Here is a 16,579-nt window from a genome sequence, read left to right as displayed (position 1 = left end):
TCGTTTCCAGATAAAGTCGGGTCCATTAGGAGATTCAATAGCTTTTCTCCGAAGCAGCTTCACCTATTGACGGATGGAGTGGTAGTAACTATAATGGTTACAACGGTGGTGATGCAGTTGAAGCAAATTAGTACGCGATTTTCGATCGCTGTTCACATTCTTTCCCTCATCGCGGTCAGCCCTAACGAATGTACGGGGGATTTTATCGCCGGCAGCGTCAATACGAATCCTGTGATTATACGAAGAATCATGGGAATGCTCAAGAAGGCAGGATTAGTCGAGGTGCGCCCCGGGGTGGGAGGAGCCTCGCTGCTTCAATCGCCGGAGGAGATTACACTGCTTGATGTATACCATGCCGTCAATGTGATTGAGGACAATCAGCTATTCCGACTGCATGAGGATCCGAACATCCGATGCCCGGTTGGACGAAACATTGAAGCAGCGCTGCAAACAGAGCTAAGCGAGGCGCAAGCGGCCATGGAAAACAGGCTCGCCCAAACCAAGCTGGCTGATCTTATCGTACGGTTTAGATAAATGAGAGCTCCATATCGTGAGCTTTTATTTTATAAATTTGTTGTAACTATTATAGTTATAACCATAGTGATTACATTGAAGCCATGGGGAGGAAATGAACATGAAGCTTTTAGTAACAGGAGCAACTGGCAAGTTAGGCAACAAAATTGTAGAGACATTGCTGAAAACAGTTCCCGCTAACGAACTGGCGGTTAGTGTCCGCAGCGTAGAGAAAGCAGAGAAGTGGAAGGAGCTCGGCGTGGAAGTCCGTCATGGAGATTTTGACCAACCTGCGACGTTGGACGCCGCATTTGCAGGCATCGATCGATTGCTGATCATCTCTGCGGATGGGGATAACGAAACGAGAATCAGACAGCACACGGATGCAGTTGAAGCAGCAAAGCGCGCCGGAGTTGGCTTTATTGCCTATACGAGCTTGGCAGATGCTAGTGACAGCACGATTTTCCTGGCGCCAGTTCACCGGATTACAGAGGAGGCTATTCGCCAAGCGGGGATTCCCTATTCTTTTTTAAGAAACAACTGGTACTTGGAAAATGAAATCTCCAGCATCGGGGCCGTATTAGCAGGTGCACCATGGTTAACTTCTGCCGGTTCCGGGAAAGTGGGCTGGGCCACTCAGCAAGATTATGCGGAAGCAGCCGCGGCTGTCCTGGCGGGGAAGGGGCATGAGAATACAATCTATGAGCTTTCAGGACCTTTGCTGTCACAAGAGGAATTGGCTGCAGCTCTCGGAACCGTGTTAGGTAAGGATGTTCCCGTACAGCAGGTGGACGACAATACCTACGCTGATATCATGAAAGGAGCAGGGGTTCCTGATTTCGTCATTCCTATACTTGTAGGAATCCAGCAAGGTATTCGTGAGGGAGCTTTAGAGATTCGAAGCAATGATTTTGAAAAACTGCTCGGTCGACCTGTTACTCCGATCAGCGAAGGGCTTGCTGGCTTGGTTGAAGGATTAAAAGTCAACTAAATGAGAATGCTCGGAGAAAATCTACTGAAGCTCGGAGTGAACCCAACTTAATCAATAAACTCGGACCTTGCTATTGCAAGGTTCGTTTATTTATCGGGTCAAGCAGAGATGGGAATTCCAGGTAATGGTGTGATATGATCAATTTACATGATCTCTTCATCCAAGCATACAGCTTCATGAAGGAGACTGTGAAAGAACAGTTCACTATGTAAATAAAAAGGAGCACGTATGAAAGCGGCAGCAACGATCTATGCAAGTATTATAGCGACATTGATATTGACGTTCATCACGATCTTTATGTTTAGTGTCATCGCTGCTGCCAAGCTGTTTCTATTCTTACTTTTCTGCACAACAATCCAGATCTTATGGTGGCAAGTGTGCAGACTCTATGAAAAGAGCAGGCGTATATGGCTAACAGGAGGCATAGCTTCAGTAGGTGCTGCTTTTTTGCTAATGCGGCTTGTCATTTGGTTTTTTGTTCATTCTTTTACCGCCTAAAAAGTGGAAATTGTCTGTTGGTCGCTCATTTCATCGATTTTTGCGGTTGCCCGGGAAATGATCAGGAAATATCGTAGGAAATCAATCTTTAAAGACACAAGGAGTGTGGGATGCTTGCCGCCCGTGACTATCTATCACTATGATGCATTTTCAAGAATTCCCAACCAGGGAAATCCAGCCGGCGTCGTATTCGATGCGCAAGCGTTAACCGCCGAGGACATGCAGAGAATTGCTGCTGAGGTGGGTTTTAACGAAACGGTCTTCGTACTTCCCTCGAACCAAGCGACAGTTCAGCTTACATATTATACGCCGGGACACGAGATTAATCTGTGCGGACATGCTACCATGGCAGCCGTGTATGGGCTAAAGACAAGAGGCATGCTAGGCGGGGAGAATCACATTACGATTGAAACCAATGTGGGAATTCTGCCGATCAGCATGGAGGAAGATCATCAAGGAGACATACTGATTACGATGAAGCAGGATACGCCTAAGTTTATTCCGTTTCAAGGAGACAGGACTGCGCTTGCAGTTTCAATCGGAATTGATGTGGATGAGCTGGATGGGGAGCTTCCCATCCTGTATGGGAGCACGGGCACATGGACGTTATTAGTGCCTGTAAGGCGGCTCTCCGCTTTTCAGAAGATGAAGCCGTATAATGACCGTTTTCCCGGTATTCTGCTGGAAAATCCCAAAGCATCTTTGCATCCATTCTGCATGGAAACGTTGGATCAAGAAGCGTTCATGCATGCGAGGCATTTCTCGTCGCCCTATTCAGGTACGATCGAGGATCCGGTGACAGGGACTGCCTCTGGAGTGATGGGGGCCTATTACTTAGCTTACATGAGACCGGACCTGAAGAACGCCGAGTTTGTGATTGAGCAGGGGCAAGAAATGGGAAGGGATGGCAGAGTTAAGGTCCAGGTTGAACGATCCGATCAAGGGCAGTGGGATGTCCGTATCAGCGGTACGGCGGTTTATGTGAAAAAGTGGAGCATCTAGGGAAGAGTGGTTAATAAACAGAGTGAATGAGGAACACCTTGAGGAGTCCTCTCGAAAGGAGAAGGAGTTACGATGAAGCTTCGCTGTGCAGTTTTAGACGATTATCAAAATATTGCACGACATATGGCGGACTGGTCGGCCATTGAAGAGCAGGTGGATGTGGAGTTCTTGCAACATCATATCGATGATGAAGAAGAGTTGATCCGGCAGCTTGAGGATTATGAGATACTTGTTATTATGCGAGAACGCACACGTTTTGGCGCATCCATCCTTTCCCGCTTGCCTAAGCTGAAGCTGCTGGTGACGACCGGGATGCGTAATGCGTCTATCGATCTGTCTGCGGCAACGGAGTATGGCATTAAGGTATGCGGTACTGGCGCAGGCGGCGACCCGACAACGGAGCTGACCTGGGCGTTAATTCTAGGCTTGGCTCGGAATGTGGTCCAGGAGCATCAGGCACTGCGCAGTAACGGTCCGTGGCAAAGCACAATCGGCACCGATCTTCAAGGCAAGCGGCTTGGCTTGCTTGGATTAGGCAAACTCGGCAGCCGGGTAGCGCGAATTGGACAAGCGTTTGGCATGGAAGTGTGCGCATGGAGTCAGAACCTGATGCAGGAGCGAGCGGAAGAAGCAGGCGTGAAGCTAGCTCCTAGCAAAGAGGAGCTGCTGGCAAGCAGCGACTTTGTATCCATTCATCTGGTATTGGGTGAGCGGACTAGGGGGCTGATCGGACGCAAAGAGCTGCAGGTGATGCGGCCTACTGCCTATTTAATTAATACCTCGCGCGCGCCGATTATTGATCAGGATGCGCTTGTTGAGGCGCTGCAGAAAGGCTGGATCGCAGGAGCAGGACTGGATGTGTATATGACGGAGCCGCTTCCGAAGAATGACCCGTTTCGATCGCTGCCTAACGTTCTCTCGACGCCGCATCTCGGCTACGTATCTGAAGCGAACTACAAAGCCTACTTTCAAGGAGCGATTGAGGATATCCAGGCATTCTTGCAGGGTGAAATGGTTCGTCAACTAAATACTTAATGCCGCTAAATATGGAAAGGCCCTGAGTCATGATCTTGGTGACATTCAGGGCTTTTTTCATGCTAACGCAGATGAGTGATTAATCCTCCGGTGTCCGGTCCAGATACAACCGAGTCACCGTTGTGGAATCTCCGCTTTGAATTTCTTTCTCCGAAGCTTTCTCTTCCAGCTCATCATGGGTATTCATACCGGGAGCAACGGTTGGCTCCTGATGTTCCTGCTCTTCATGATTCATTCGTATCACCTCATCTATAAGGATGAACCGAAAGAAAGGGTTTTATGAATGGTTAGGCGGAAAACTGTAGTGTAGGAAAAGCCTCGAAAAATACCGATAGAAATTCGAAACAAATTCTATTTTTTACCGCTAGAATGTTTGCTACGATGATAAGTGAAAAGGTTATCTTCTGCAGAGGGGGAGTAGGATGAAAGCCGTCATTTACCGGCAAACACACAGCTTGGAGAACTCACTGTCAGAAAGACTACTCCAGGTGAAGGATATGGATGTAGTCGTGAAGGAAGCGGACGATGAGCGGGTCGCTATGAAAGAAATACTATCGGTTCATCCGGATCTGCTTTTTTATGTATGCTCGAGTGTGAAGCAGCAAGATCTTAGAAACATTCAAGACGTTAAGCAAAGACTGCCATACTGTGCGGTTATCGTGGTAGGCGACCAGGCTTCGTTTCCTGAGCTTGTTCAATTGTTGCGCCTGCATATATTTGATTATTTATTGGCTCCTTTCTATACGAGGGAAGTGGATGCTCTCCTGCAGAGGGCTAGGCATTGGGTCGAAGACAGCAAGAGGCAGCAGCATTACCATGCGTGGCTTTATCAAAAATTTGCGGAGAATCATGACAGCATCCAATTGAGTTCTTTACAGTCGTGGCTGTCGGGGAAAATGGAGCACGAGCAGATGGCGAAAGAGGCGCATTATTTTAATCTGGATTTACAGACGCCATATTTGTTCATGATCATTAAGCCCATGAAGTGGACATCGTGGCAGGCGGATGGCTGGGAATTTGAGCTTGCCTATTTTGCGGTGAAAAATGTAGCCCATGAGCTGCTTAGCCCTTGTGGCGGCCATTTGATATTTAAAGATGGGGGAGAGCATTTCATCGTTATGGCATCACTCACAGAAGTTCCAAACGCGCACGAGACCGTATCGATGATCAAAAATCATCTGAAGAGTTGCATTTCTCCGCATCTAGCCATCAGTTACGCGATCACGGAAGATACATTATCGGAAGTGCCGATCCTATATCCCAAAATGACGGAAGAGTTGAAGCAGGCAGAAAGCATCACACCGGTTGTTCAAAACGTCAAAGGATACATCGACGAGCATTATAATGAAACGCTAAGGCTGAACACGATTGCAGGACGGATGCGAATGAGCTCCGCATACTTAAGCGGCCTGATCAAGAGAGAGCTGGGAATGTCTTTTATCGAGTATGTGACCAAGGTCCGCATCGAAATGGCCATTCACTACATGAGCGATCCGACATGCAAAATTTATGAGGTTGCCGGTCGGGTAGGCTTTCAGAGTCAGCATTATTTCAGTACTTCGTTTAAAAAGTTCACCGGCGTTTCACCCAGTCAGTATTTAGGTAAAAGAGCGGCTAGTACCGCGCGATCCACGGCCCTTTCTTAGGAAAGGGTCTTTTTTACATTTATTTTAGTGTGAATCATGTAAACTTTGTCTTGATCTTGTAAAGACGATTGTGATGCTTACTCGTATAATGGGAATAACATCTTTTGAAAACGATTACAAACGGAGGTCATCATGAAATCGAACATTGCATTGATCGCAGCTATTCTGATGGTCAGTTTATTGGCTTGCTGGAAGACATTTTCTCATGCCTATGATGATACGAATCGTATCGATGGTAAGGGGCTGGATATCCATGCTTTAGAACAAATTGTGAGCTCGGCTGACAATGGCGGTAAACCTGGAGCCGCCGGGGTAAAAGCGCCTGGCTTCACATTGAAAACAACCAATGGCACCTATTATACCGTCGGAGGAAAGCGGGATAAGCCGATGGTTCTCCATTTCTGGGCGAGTTGGTGTGACGCTTGCTCCGTGGCTGAGTCAACTTTGACCAAGCTGTATGAACAATACAATAAGCAGATTGACTTTGTCGGGGTGAATGTGACGACGGAAGAGAAGCCGGGGAATATGGAGTCCTTCGTCATGCAAAATCACATCCAGTACCCCATCCTGCTCGATGAGCATAAGCATGCGGCCGATCTTTATGAGCTTCATGCACTACCGACGTTCTTTTTGATTGACCGAGGTGGAGATATCATCGACACGTTCCATATGGAGGATCCGATGGAGCTGATGCAAAAGGTAGAAAAACTGGCTGAGCAAGCTTTATGAAATCCGATCTAACACCAGGTGAGGCTGAAGCTACCAACTTGCAGCGGATCCCGGATTAGATAGATAGCTGGGGAAGTCATAACCGGCACAACTACAAGCATGGGAAAGGGAGATGCCATGGGGAATAGCGAGGGAGGACGCAGGTGCTTGGCTATCCAAAGCTTACTATGATATAGAGGTGAAGAGCTATGCTAGGGAAGACATCTTTAGTGAGACTATTGATTTTGGCGATTTATGTATCTATCGTATTTCCTTTCTCGGCGCAAGCAGCTGAAACGGAAGAAATGCCGGAATATTTTGCCGATCACTTTGATCAGCTCAAAATTAACGATAACTGGAATGTCATCGAAGGTCCATGGTCGATTGACGCAGGGCAGCTGACCGTATCCAAGGGACAAGGGTACAAGGCTGTTTGGAGCGGTGATCAGGAGCTGGGCGATGTCACTGTGGAAACAGATCTCAGCTTGAGCGATCGGTCGGGGGATGCAGGCTTGCTGTTCCGTACGGTTAGCGCCACACCAGGTGCCGATAATGTGCAGGGGTACTATGCCGGAATTACTGCCAGCGGGACTGGTGCTGTTATGCTCGGAAGGATGAACAACAGTTGGAACGAGCTGAAGCGCGCTTCCGTCACCATGAATCCGAACACGAAGTACCATCTGAAAGTACATGCAGTAGGAAGTGAAATTCAAGTCTATCTGAACGACAACTTGGTTCTGGAGCAAACCGATACGGCTTATGCCAGAGGGAATGTCGGTATCCGGATGTACAATTCCTTACCGTCTTACGATAACTTTACTGTCAAGTCTGTGGAAGGTGAAACCATATTGAGCGACACCTTCGATCAAGCACAAGATCAAGCTATCGAGCATTGGCAAGCCGTTGACGGCAGCTGGAAGCTTCAAGCTGGCACAATAACGGTGAACAAAGGCGACGGCTACAAAATCATGGCGGAGGATGCGGAGTTCGGGGATATGACACTCGAAACCGATGTCAAGCTCCCTTCAGATACAGGAACCGGTGATGCGGGAATGGTATTTAGAACGCAGAGTGCAGCACCGGGGGCTGACAATGTGAAAGGTTACTATGCCGGATTAAGCGGGGACGGCAACGTGATTCTGGGCAGAATGAACAACAACTGGACGCCGCTCAAAATTGTCAAAAAGTTTGATTCGGTCGATCCGAACCGCTTTTACCACTTGAAAGTCGTTACATACGGTAATGATATTAAGGTTTATGTGAATGATACACGCACTCCTGTGCTGGAATTCAAAGGTGAAAGCACTGACAAGTATCTGAAAGGCGGCGTCGGCTTACGAAGCTATCGTGCTCAGCCGATGTTCGATCATTTTATCGCAAGCGAATATGTCGTACCGCCGCAAACGGTGGAGGCCCCGACTCCGAATCAGAGTCCGCTTGTGCAAACGCCATTTATCCCGCTGCCACTGGGCTCGATTGAAGCCAAGGGCTGGCTGCTAAAGCAGCTGGAGCTGCAGCGTGACGGAGCAACCGGTTATGCGGAGGACCTCTACAGCGAGTTAAGCACGAATGCCGGCTGGCTTGGCGGGAATGCTCCTGATTCTGATTGGGAGCGCCCTGTTTACTATCTGAAAGGGCTTGTCCCGCTTGCTTATACGCTTCGCGATCAGGATCTGATAGCGACATCGCAAAAGTGGATATCGGCCATCCTGCAAAGTCAGCACGAAGACGGATCTTTCGGCCCGTCAACGAATGACGACTGGTGGCCGCGCATGGTCGCCTTGTATGCCATGAAGGATTACTACGAAGCGACGAAGGACGCCCGTGTTCTAACTTTTATGACGAATTACTTTCATTATCAAGCGTCGCAGCTGCCAACCCGGCCACTTCGCGATTGGGGCAAAATGCGCGTAGGTGACAACATCGACACCGTGCTGTGGCTGTACAATCGGACGGAAGATTCGTTCCTTTTGAACCTTGCCGATACGCTTGCCGAACAAGGTTATCCGCTTACTGACATATTCACGAACGACGGCTTTCAAAATTACGGTGACGATTTCCAACCGATGCATGCGGTGAATGTGAATGAAGCGATTAAGATGCCTACGGTCTATTACCAACGTTCGAACGATGCGGTTGACCGGGATGCCTTCCAAGCAGGTGTTGAGAATTTAAAAAAGCATGAGCAAATTACTGGTATGCCGTCAGGCACGGAGATGCTCGCAGGTATCGGTTCCACGCAAGGGGTGGAGCTATGCGCCATTACCGAACGGATGCAAAGCAATGAAGAAGCGGCGATGATTCTCGGTGACGCTCATATCGGCGATGCTCTGGAGAAGATCGCATTCAACTCCTTACCGGGAGCTATGGATAAAGAACTCAAGAATCATCAGTATTATTCGCTTCCGAATCAAGTAGAAAGTAATCTGGCCGATCACGGCTTTAAGCAGGAATACGATAACGGCACGATGCCATCGCCGACCTCGGGTTATCCGTGCTGCCGTTTCAACTTGCATATGGGCTGGCCTTATTTTGTTAAGAACATGTGGGCCGGAGTTCCTGAAGGCGGTTTGGGTGTCATTGCCTACGGACCAAGCCGTGTGAAAACTAGAATCAAGCAAGCAGACGTTACCATAGATGAAACGACCAATTATCCGTTTGAGGATCAAATCGGATTTGATGTTACAGCGTCAAGGAGCGTACAATTCCCGCTGAAGCTTAGGATACCGGCATGGGCCGATGGTCCGACAGTGACGGTAAACGGGGTTAGCCAGCAAGGTGTCATCTCGGGGGAATACATGACTATTGACCGTACATGGAATTCGGGAGATCGGGTCGTATTGACAGTTCCGATGAAGCTGAAAACATCGACCTGGGTAAACAATTCGGTCGGAATCGAACGCGGACCGTTGGTTTTCTCCCTGCAAATGGATGAGAACTGGCAGGTAGAGTCCAGTCCGATTGCAGCGAAGCCTGGATTCGATGCGGCGGCACTCGGGTTCAATCAATATCAGATATCCGCGCAAAATCCTTGGAATTACGGCTTGCTGATCGATCGCGAGCATCCGGAAGCAACCATTGAAGTTGTCACCGGTCCAATGCCGGAGAATCCGTTCCTTCAGGCTTCAAGCCCGGTGAAGCTGATCGCGAAGGCGAAGCGGATTTCTGCTTGGGGCAAAGCAGCAAACAATGTAGAAGCTGCTGAACCGCCTGCAGGTCCTGTACAGTCAGATGAAGCAATAGAAAATATTACGCTAGTGCCGTATGGATCGGAGAATTTGAGAGTTACTTATTTCCCGCAAGCTACCGATAAGGCAGAAGAGGCAGTGCCTGTGCAATATGAAGCAGAGCAGGCGAATACGTTCCATGTCCAGCTGAATACAAACAATAGTGCATCGGGTGGGAAGTATATCGGCGGCATGGATTACGAAGACAGCTACGTATCCTTTACGAATGTCGAGGTGCCGGAAGACGGCGCTTACGACATGGACATCTGGTACGCCAACGGCAGCGGTTTCCAAGCAGCGACCGGTAAAGTGTTGGTGAATGGCGAAGAGAAGTCCATCAAGCTGCAAGGTACTAGGGGATGGGGCCGTTTTATGGCGTTTCCGCTCAGCGTGCAGCTGCACAAAGGCAGCAACACGATTACTTTCATGAAAGGCACCGGATTCTATGAGTTGGATGATATAGTCGTTCGTCCGCATCAGGCAGGGGTGACAGAACCGGATAGTCCGCCGGCTGCGGCATTGACGGGACCTGACACGGTTACTGAAGGCCAGCCGTTTCAGACGCTGATAGGCATAAGCGGAGTAACTCAAAATGTGTACGCACAGGACATTACCGTCACCTATGATCCTTCCAAAATCGAATATGCAGGCTCTGAAGCGTTGAAGGATACCTTTGTCATCGTGGATGAGCGGAAGTCGGAAGGTCAAATCCGTTTCATTATGGCTAACTTGGGACTGCCCGCTGATCAAATGGAGGATCCACTGCTTCAGCTGAATTGGACGGCTGCAGCTGGTTCGGCGGATGGGAACACGTCGATTTCCGTGAGCAAAGCGATCGTTGCAGATGCGAGCGGGGAAGAGCAGGAGCTCGAAAGTGCTTCTCATAGTTTAAGCATCCAGGCAGCTGTTCAAGTGGATAAATCGGTTCTCATTCAACGCTTGGCAGAAGCGCAAGCTGCTTATGACTCTGCTATAGAGGGCAATTCGCCGGGGCAATATCCGGCAGGCTCAAAAGCGGCACTGCAATCGGCTATTGATCGAGCCGGAGCAGTTGCAAACCATTCCTCCGCTACGCAGGCAGAGGTGAACCAGGCTGCAGGTGTGCTGCAAGCAGCGCTGCAAACCTTCTTAAGCAGTGTGGTACATGCGGAGTCAGGCGACACCAATCAAGACGGCAAATACTCCATTGCGGATCTAGCGATCGTAGCGTCCGCATACGGCAAATCGTCGTCAGACGCCGATTGAGTGACTTCCAGCATGCGGATATCAATCATGATCTGGTTGTCGATATTGAAGATCTTGCACTTGTAGCTAGCTTCATTCTTCAATAAGGATAGCTTGAACTAGGAAAGAAGGAATGATAGCCCTATGGGATACCAGTTGTATCTCATAGGGCTGATTTGGAATGGATGATATAATCGCAATGCTGCGTTTTGCTGTCAAATCAGTGAAGTAACGCTCGATTGCGGTGTGGTCGGAATCATCTCTATAAATGCTCTTAACGCACTGCTGACAAATGAATCTTTCCGCGTAATGAAATGAGTTGTCATGTGGCTGTAGGAGATGGGTAATTCATGGATGCGAACTGCTCCGTCAGCTTCATGTTTGTGAATGACTGCTCTGGGCATAACAGAGATACCAAGTCCTGCGGAAACTCCCCCGATAATTGCCTCCAAGGTGCCGAATTCCATAATAACAGGCTGCGTGATTCCGGCAGATTCTTGCCATTGATGCAGCACATCTCGATAGGAACATCCTTTGCTGAATACAAGGATAGGCTTGGCAGCCGCTTCTTTCAGGCTTGTAACAGATGGTGCCGATACGACAACAAGCTCTTCGTCAAAAGCAGGGATGGCCTGCATGTCGGGATGATCACATGGACAACCGATGAAGGCGCCATCCAATTCATACTGCAGTACTTTATCCATGAGTGACTGCGAATGATTGGTCGATAACGACAAGTGCACATCCGGATAAAGCGCATAATAAGAGGCCAGCAGCTTAGGCAATCGAACAGCGGCTGCAGTTTGTGTAGATCCGATTTGAAGCGGGCCTTTGGGCTCCTCCGTCGCCGAGAGAGCTCTGGAGGCTTCATCTAACATTCTAATGATTTTATCGGCGTAACCGAGCAGCGTCTTGCCGCTGGAAGAGAGTGTCATGCCGCGATTATGGCGAACGAACAGGGAGGTATTCAGTTCTGTCTCCAGCTGTTGGATGCGGTTCGTTACATTCGACTGCACATAGCCGAGCCGGGAGGCTGCTTTCGTAATAGAACCCTCCTGAGCAACCGATTGAAACACACGTAAATCAGTACTTTCCATACAAATCCCTCCGATCGTGATCTTTGCTATCAATCCAAATGATATCCAACATCGATAACAATCATTATACATAAAGTCAAACCTCCACTACAATAAAAAGTATCAGTTTGGATGGAGGTATGAAGAATGAAGACTTCAACTTATGTTACGTTAATCTTGCTTACTACGCTCCTTATGGGAGTTGCTTTTCCAGTTGGTAAAATCGGGTTAGCCTATGCGCCGCCATTCCTTCTTATGGGATGCCGCTTCGTATTGGCAGGTGCCGTCTTTGCGATCATTACCGCCCGGAAGCCTCAGCCTAAAGGCCTGAAGATGTGGCTGCAGGCTGCCGTCATCGGCTTGTTTCAGTCAGCTGGGGTTATGGGCTGCGCTTATTTCAGTATGCGGTGGATCACTTCGGCGGAGTCGTCGATTATCACCTGCACGAATCCACTGATTGTGATCGTACTAAGTACGATCTTCGCCGGTGCGGTTTACAATAAACGCCAGTGGATCGGGGTCGTCATCGGATTTATCGGTGTTGCCTGTGCGTTCGGCTTACAGATGAGTTTCCAGCCGGGAACGTTGATTAGCTTGGCCGGAGCTTGCTGCTTCGCTGTGGCTACACTGCTGGTTAAGCGATGGGGCGCCGCTTTCGATATGAATGTGCTAGCCGCTTATCAAATGCTGGCCGGCGGAATCGCGCTGCTCATTTTAAGCGCAGTAACGGAGCAGCCTCATTTTACATTCTCCCTGATGTCAGTTACGGTTCTGCTCTGGCTTGCCATTATGGGTTCGATTGTGCAGTTTTCGTTATGGTACTTCTTACTGCGCAGCGGGGACCCGGGCAAAACAAGCGCATTTTTGTTTTTGGTGCCGTTGTTCGGCGTGCTGTCCAGCTGGATTTTGCTGCAAGAGAAGGTTCAGTGGTATGCCGGTGTGGGTGGGGCTTTGATCTGTGTCGGTATTTTCCTGGTAAATTGGCAGCAGAAGCCCAAAGCCAAGCCCCATGCAGCGGTTAGCCTCATGAAAGAAACTTGATCAGCAGATGAACTCGTCAACCTCAGCGAAAATCTGTTATGATGATTCTTACAGCAAATATCGGAATACCAGTTCGATAAAGGAAGGATCATGAGGGTGAGTTTTCAATTAACAGATCGGATCATCAAGCTGTTATGCGGTGCTAGATCATTCGAGCAAGGCCTACTCTACCAGCAGGAAGGGAAGGTTGCCGTTACGGAGCACCGCTCGGAGCCGGCATCCTGGGAAGCATGGGTGTATGGCAAAAGCCGTTATCAGGTGGCCGCCGCGATCGACCGGAATGGAGATGTGGATGCCTCCTGCAGCTGTACTACCTTTTATCAGGATGACGACTACTGCGAGCATATCGCCGCGCTGCTGCTTACCATCCAGGAAGCATTTCATGACGGAAGGAAGCAAGGGAGAGTGTATCCTTCTTTGCTTCACAACAACAGCGGTCATTCCAACCATTCATTAAGAGGAGGCGGTAAATCGGCTCCTCTTTCTGAGGAGTATGAGCTGACGAACCGCGTGATGTCCATATTCAGCAGCAAGAAGGCAGCGCCCAGCAGGTCGCGGACGTATTTTGACAATAGATCGGTGCTTCAGGCTGAGTTTACCTGCAAAGCTTTTTCCTATAGAACGGATACATGCTTATTTGGTATTGAGCTTAAGATTGGGGCCCAGAGGCTGTATAAGGTTCAGAAAATGAAGACTTTCCTGGAGCACGTGGCTGCAGGGAGGCCGTATGTTTTTACAAACAGCTTTATGTATGAACCGGAGCTGCACAGCTTCAAGCCAGAAGATGATCGGTTAATCCGATCGTTAGTGGATATTTTTGACAATGAGTCCCTATATCGGGAAACGCTGCAGGCTCAGACTGCATACGCACCCAGCTCGATCCGGGACCGGATTCTGCTGATACCGCCTAGCAGTTGGGATGCGCTGCTGCCGCTGCTTGCCCAAGCTTCCATGGTACACATGGAGCATGAGGGGAGAAGCTATCCGGGCTTTCAACTATCGAAAGAATCGCTGCCGCTTCAATTTGAACTCACGGATTCGGACGAGGATGGATATGCGCTCGTGATCGACGGGCTGGATGATATTACAGTTATGGAGCCGTATAGGTACGTGTTGTATCAGGGAAGATTGCTTAAAGTGACGGATGAATCAGGCAAAAGGCTGTCCGAACTCAAGCAGATGATGGCGAGTCTCCGCAAACCGGAGTTGAAAATAATCTCTGATCAAATGGCCAGCTTTGTGCAGAAGGTTATTCCCGGACTTATGGACCTTGGTCATGTGCGCATTAAGGAGTCTATCGCGGATTTATTCGTGCAAGCGCCGCTTACCGCAAAGCTGTATTTGGATCGGGTGAGGGATCGGCTGCTAGCTGGACTTGAATTTCAATATGGAGACGTTGCAATCAACCCACTTGAGGATCGACTAGATCAGCGGGGAGAAGACCGAATTCTCATTCGTGATGAGAACCGCGAGCAGAAGATTCTGGAGCTCATGGAAATGAGTGCTTTTGCCCAAACGGAGAGCGGTTATTTCATGGATGACGAAGAAGGGGAGTATGAATTCCTCAGTCATATCGTTCCACAGCTGGAGGAGCTGGTGCATGTGTATGCGACCTCGGCAGTGAAAGCGCGAATCTTTGTTCCGCCATCCGCTCCGAAGGTGAGAGTGAATGTGGGGGAGCGAACCGATTGGTTGGAGTTCAAATTTGATATCGGCGGCATTCCGGAGACAGAAATCCGCAAGGTGCTGCAGTCGATCGTGGAAAAACGCAGGTACTACCGGATGCCGGGCGGGTCACTCATGCCGCTGGAGAGCGAAGAGTTTCAGGAGATCGTGCGCTTCTTGAATGAAGTCGGCTTCCGCAGGGAGGATTTGGCTCGCTCTACCTTTCAGATCCCGATGTATCGGGGTCTTCATCTGATGGAAAAGGAAGGCGCAGGTTCATCCATTAAGATAAGCAAGCCGCTTCGGCAGCTTTTGGATAATGTCAAAAATCCAGATCATCTCGATTTTCCTGTACCCGTGGAGCTGGACCCTGTGCTGCGCGATTACCAAAAGTACGGCTTCCAATGGATGAAGATGCTTGCTTATTACGGCTTCGGCGGCATTCTCGCTGACGATATGGGACTCGGAAAAACGATACAAAGCATTACGTTTCTCGTTTCTGAGCTGCCTGCTATTCGCGAGCGGAAGGAGCCAGCACTCATCGTATCCCCGGCATCGCTTGTCTACAATTGGCAGGGGGAATTCGAGAAGTTTGCTCCGTTCGTTCGAACCGCCATTGCTGACGGCAGCAGGGAGGAGCGAGCCAAGCTTATCAAACATGCTTCTGAATATGATGTGATCCTAACTTCGTATCCGCTTCTTCGCCGCGATATGGATTTGTTTGCAAGTGCTGTTTTTCATACGGTGATTATGGATGAAGCACAGGCATTCAAGAATCATGCTACACTTACCGCGCAGACAGTAAAAACCATCCAGGCCCGCCATCGGTTCGCCCTTTCCGGTACGCCGATTGAGAATTCTCTGGAGGAGCTGTGGTCGATTTTTGATGCTGTTTTTCCAGATCTATTTCCGGGACGAAAATCATTCAACGAACTGTCGCGCGAGACGATCGCCAAGAGGGCAAGGCCCTTCATGCTGCGCAGGGTGAAATCCGATGTACTTCGTGAGCTTCCGGACAAAATTGAGACGGTTCATTCCTCGGAGCTCGAGCCTGCCCAGAAAAAGCTGTATGCCGCATATTTGGCCCAATTGCAGCAGGAAACACTCAAACATTTGAGTGTCAATGGATTTGAGAAGAGCAGGATCAAGATTCTGGCTGGTATCACCCGATTGAGGCAAATTTGCTGTCATCCTTCCTTATTCATAGAGAATTACGAAGGAAGCTCGGCCAAATATGAACAGCTTCTGGAGATCATTGAAGATTGCCGCAGCGCAGGAAGAAGAATGCTTGTTTTTTCACAATTTACGGAAATGCTTGGTTTGATCGGCCGGGAGCTGGGCTACCGCGGTGTACCTTATTTTTATCTGGATGGAAGTACGCCGACAAGGCAGCGCGTGGAGTTATGCAGCCGTTTTAACAATGGAGAAAAGGATTTGTTCCTCATTTCGCTCAAAGCGGGTGGAACGGGGCTGAATTTAACAGGGGCAGATACGGTGCTCTTGTATGATCTGTGGTGGAACCCGGCAGTAGAGCAGCAGGCAGCAGACCGAGCTCATCGGATCGGCCAGAAGAAGGTTGTCCAAATCATCCGCCTGGTCGCGCAAGGCACCGTTGAGGAGAAGATGCTCCAGCTGCAAATGAGGAAAAAGCATCTGATTGAAGAAGTGGTTGAGCCTGAGTCCGGTCAAGAGCAAATACCAGGCCTGTCGGAGCAGGATATTAAGGATATTCTGATGATTTAATTACGGTATCCTTCGTTCATGGATGCAGGACCCTTCAAGTTGATGGTTTCAAAGGATTAGGTCGACCAGTGTAAAACTGGTCGGCCTATTTATCTTTAATGGGCAACGAAGTCGTGTATCCTTGGTAATCTATTGGTGGGTCAATAATCCTTTATACGAAAATTGTATCTTGTTTTCCATGATCATCGTGGGTAGTGTAGGGATAATGAT

General features: G+C 49.1%; 12 protein-coding genes. 10 read left to right on the top strand and 2 right to left on the bottom strand.

Translation table 11 applies throughout. The annotated features are described in order from the left end of the window. Positions 1 to 93: 93 nt before the first annotated feature. The 5 genes from L0M14_RS12465 (at position 94) to L0M14_RS12445 (ending at position 4,039) form a co-directional block, all read left to right on the top strand. Positions 94 to 534 (top strand): Rrf2 family transcriptional regulator, encoded by a 441-nt coding sequence (locus L0M14_RS12465; protein ID WP_405030893.1) that lies wholly within the window; start codon positions 94 to 96, stop codon positions 532 to 534. A 100-nt stretch (positions 535 to 634) separates the two neighbouring features. Further along, positions 635 to 1,504 carry an SDR family oxidoreductase gene (locus tag L0M14_RS12460; protein ID WP_235122374.1) on the top strand — a complete coding sequence of 290 codons (870 nt, stop codon included), beginning with the start codon at positions 635 to 637 and terminating at the stop codon, positions 1,502 to 1,504. A 228-nt stretch (positions 1,505 to 1,732) separates the two neighbouring features. Beyond that, a complete protein-coding gene (locus L0M14_RS12455; protein ID WP_235122373.1) occupies positions 1,733 to 2,002 on the top strand; it encodes a hypothetical protein in 270 nt (89 codons plus the stop codon). Between the two features lie 114 nt (positions 2,003 to 2,116). Continuing rightward, positions 2,117 to 3,004: a PhzF family phenazine biosynthesis protein gene (locus L0M14_RS12450; RefSeq protein ID WP_235122372.1), complete on the top strand. Its 888-nt coding sequence runs from the start codon at positions 2,117 to 2,119 to the stop codon at positions 3,002 to 3,004. A 72-nt stretch (positions 3,005 to 3,076) separates the two neighbouring features. Next, complete coding sequence (locus L0M14_RS12445; protein WP_235122371.1) at positions 3,077 to 4,039, top strand: D-2-hydroxyacid dehydrogenase family protein; 963 nt, start codon at positions 3,077 to 3,079, stop codon at positions 4,037 to 4,039. A gap of 79 nt (positions 4,040 to 4,118) precedes the next feature. On the opposite strand, the gene L0M14_RS12440 is transcribed toward L0M14_RS12445, so the two are convergent. Then, on the bottom strand, positions 4,119 to 4,274 hold the full coding sequence (locus L0M14_RS12440) for a hypothetical protein (RefSeq protein WP_235122370.1): 156 nt from the start codon (positions 4,272 to 4,274) through the stop codon (positions 4,119 to 4,121). A 187-nt stretch (positions 4,275 to 4,461) separates the two neighbouring features. Between L0M14_RS12440 and L0M14_RS12435 the strand changes: the two genes are divergently transcribed. The 3 genes from L0M14_RS12435 to L0M14_RS12425 all read left to right on the top strand — a co-directional run bounded on the left by L0M14_RS12435 (position 4,462) and on the right by L0M14_RS12425 (position 10,865). Then, a complete protein-coding gene (locus L0M14_RS12435) occupies positions 4,462 to 5,685 on the top strand; it encodes a helix-turn-helix domain-containing protein (protein ID WP_235122369.1) in 1,224 nt (407 codons plus the stop codon). Positions 5,686 to 5,817: 132 nt separating this feature from the next. Beyond that, entirely contained in the window at positions 5,818 to 6,414 is a 597-nt protein-coding gene (locus L0M14_RS12430; RefSeq protein ID WP_235122368.1) for a TlpA family protein disulfide reductase, read from the top strand. A 209-nt stretch (positions 6,415 to 6,623) separates the two neighbouring features. Further along, positions 6,624 to 10,865 (top strand): 3-keto-alpha-glucoside-1,2-lyase-like domain-containing protein, encoded by a 4,242-nt coding sequence (locus L0M14_RS12425; RefSeq protein ID WP_235122367.1) that lies wholly within the window; start codon positions 6,624 to 6,626, stop codon positions 10,863 to 10,865. Positions 10,866 to 11,059: 194 nt separating this feature from the next. Here the strand turns inward: L0M14_RS12425 and L0M14_RS12420 are convergent, their stop codons facing one another. Continuing rightward, positions 11,060 to 11,941 (bottom strand): LysR family transcriptional regulator, encoded by an 882-nt coding sequence (locus L0M14_RS12420; protein WP_235122366.1) that lies wholly within the window; start codon positions 11,939 to 11,941, stop codon positions 11,060 to 11,062. A 126-nt stretch (positions 11,942 to 12,067) separates the two neighbouring features. On the opposite strand from L0M14_RS12420, the gene L0M14_RS12415 reads away from it, so the two are divergent. Then, entirely contained in the window at positions 12,068 to 12,961 is an 894-nt protein-coding gene (locus L0M14_RS12415) for a DMT family transporter (RefSeq protein ID WP_235122365.1), read from the top strand. Positions 12,962 to 13,051: 90 nt separating this feature from the next. Continuing rightward, positions 13,052 to 16,369: a DEAD/DEAH box helicase gene (locus L0M14_RS12410; RefSeq protein WP_311198877.1), complete on the top strand. Its 3,318-nt coding sequence runs from the start codon at positions 13,052 to 13,054 to the stop codon at positions 16,367 to 16,369. The last annotated feature ends 210 nt before the right edge of the window (positions 16,370 to 16,579 follow it).

Origin of the sequence: Paenibacillus hexagrammi (assembly GCF_021513275.1) — a bacterium.
Lineage (GTDB): Bacteria > Bacillota > Bacilli > Paenibacillales > NBRC-103111 > Paenibacillus_E > Paenibacillus_E hexagrammi.
The sequence above is the reverse complement of the archived record's forward strand: the minus strand, read 5'-3'. Positions and strand labels throughout refer to the sequence as shown.

What these genes read in the sequence shown, in the direction of transcription:
- L0M14_RS12415 (WP_235122365.1), top strand. Translation starts at nt 12,068, where the DNA reads ATGAAGACTTCAACTTATGTTACGTTAATCTTGCTTACTACGCTCCTT.
- L0M14_RS12445 (WP_235122371.1), top strand. Translation starts at nt 3,077, where the DNA reads ATGAAGCTTCGCTGTGCAGTTTTAGACGATTATCAAAATATTGCACGA.
- L0M14_RS12465 (WP_405030893.1), top strand. Translation starts at nt 94, where the DNA reads ATGGTTACAACGGTGGTGATGCAGTTGAAGCAAATTAGTACGCGATTT.
- L0M14_RS12435 (WP_235122369.1), top strand. Translation starts at nt 4,462, where the DNA reads ATGAAAGCCGTCATTTACCGGCAAACACACAGCTTGGAGAACTCACTG.
- L0M14_RS12455 (WP_235122373.1), top strand. Translation starts at nt 1,733, where the DNA reads ATGAAAGCGGCAGCAACGATCTATGCAAGTATTATAGCGACATTGATA.
- L0M14_RS12420 (WP_235122366.1), bottom strand. Translation starts at nt 11,941, where the DNA reads ATGGAAAGTACTGATTTACGTGTGTTTCAATCGGTTGCTCAGGAGGGT.
- L0M14_RS12460 (WP_235122374.1), top strand. Translation starts at nt 635, where the DNA reads ATGAAGCTTTTAGTAACAGGAGCAACTGGCAAGTTAGGCAACAAAATT.
- L0M14_RS12440 (WP_235122370.1), bottom strand. Translation starts at nt 4,274, where the DNA reads ATGAATCATGAAGAGCAGGAACATCAGGAGCCAACCGTTGCTCCCGGT.
- L0M14_RS12430 (WP_235122368.1), top strand. Translation starts at nt 5,818, where the DNA reads ATGAAATCGAACATTGCATTGATCGCAGCTATTCTGATGGTCAGTTTA.
- L0M14_RS12410 (WP_311198877.1), top strand. Translation starts at nt 13,052, where the DNA reads ATGAGGGTGAGTTTTCAATTAACAGATCGGATCATCAAGCTGTTATGC.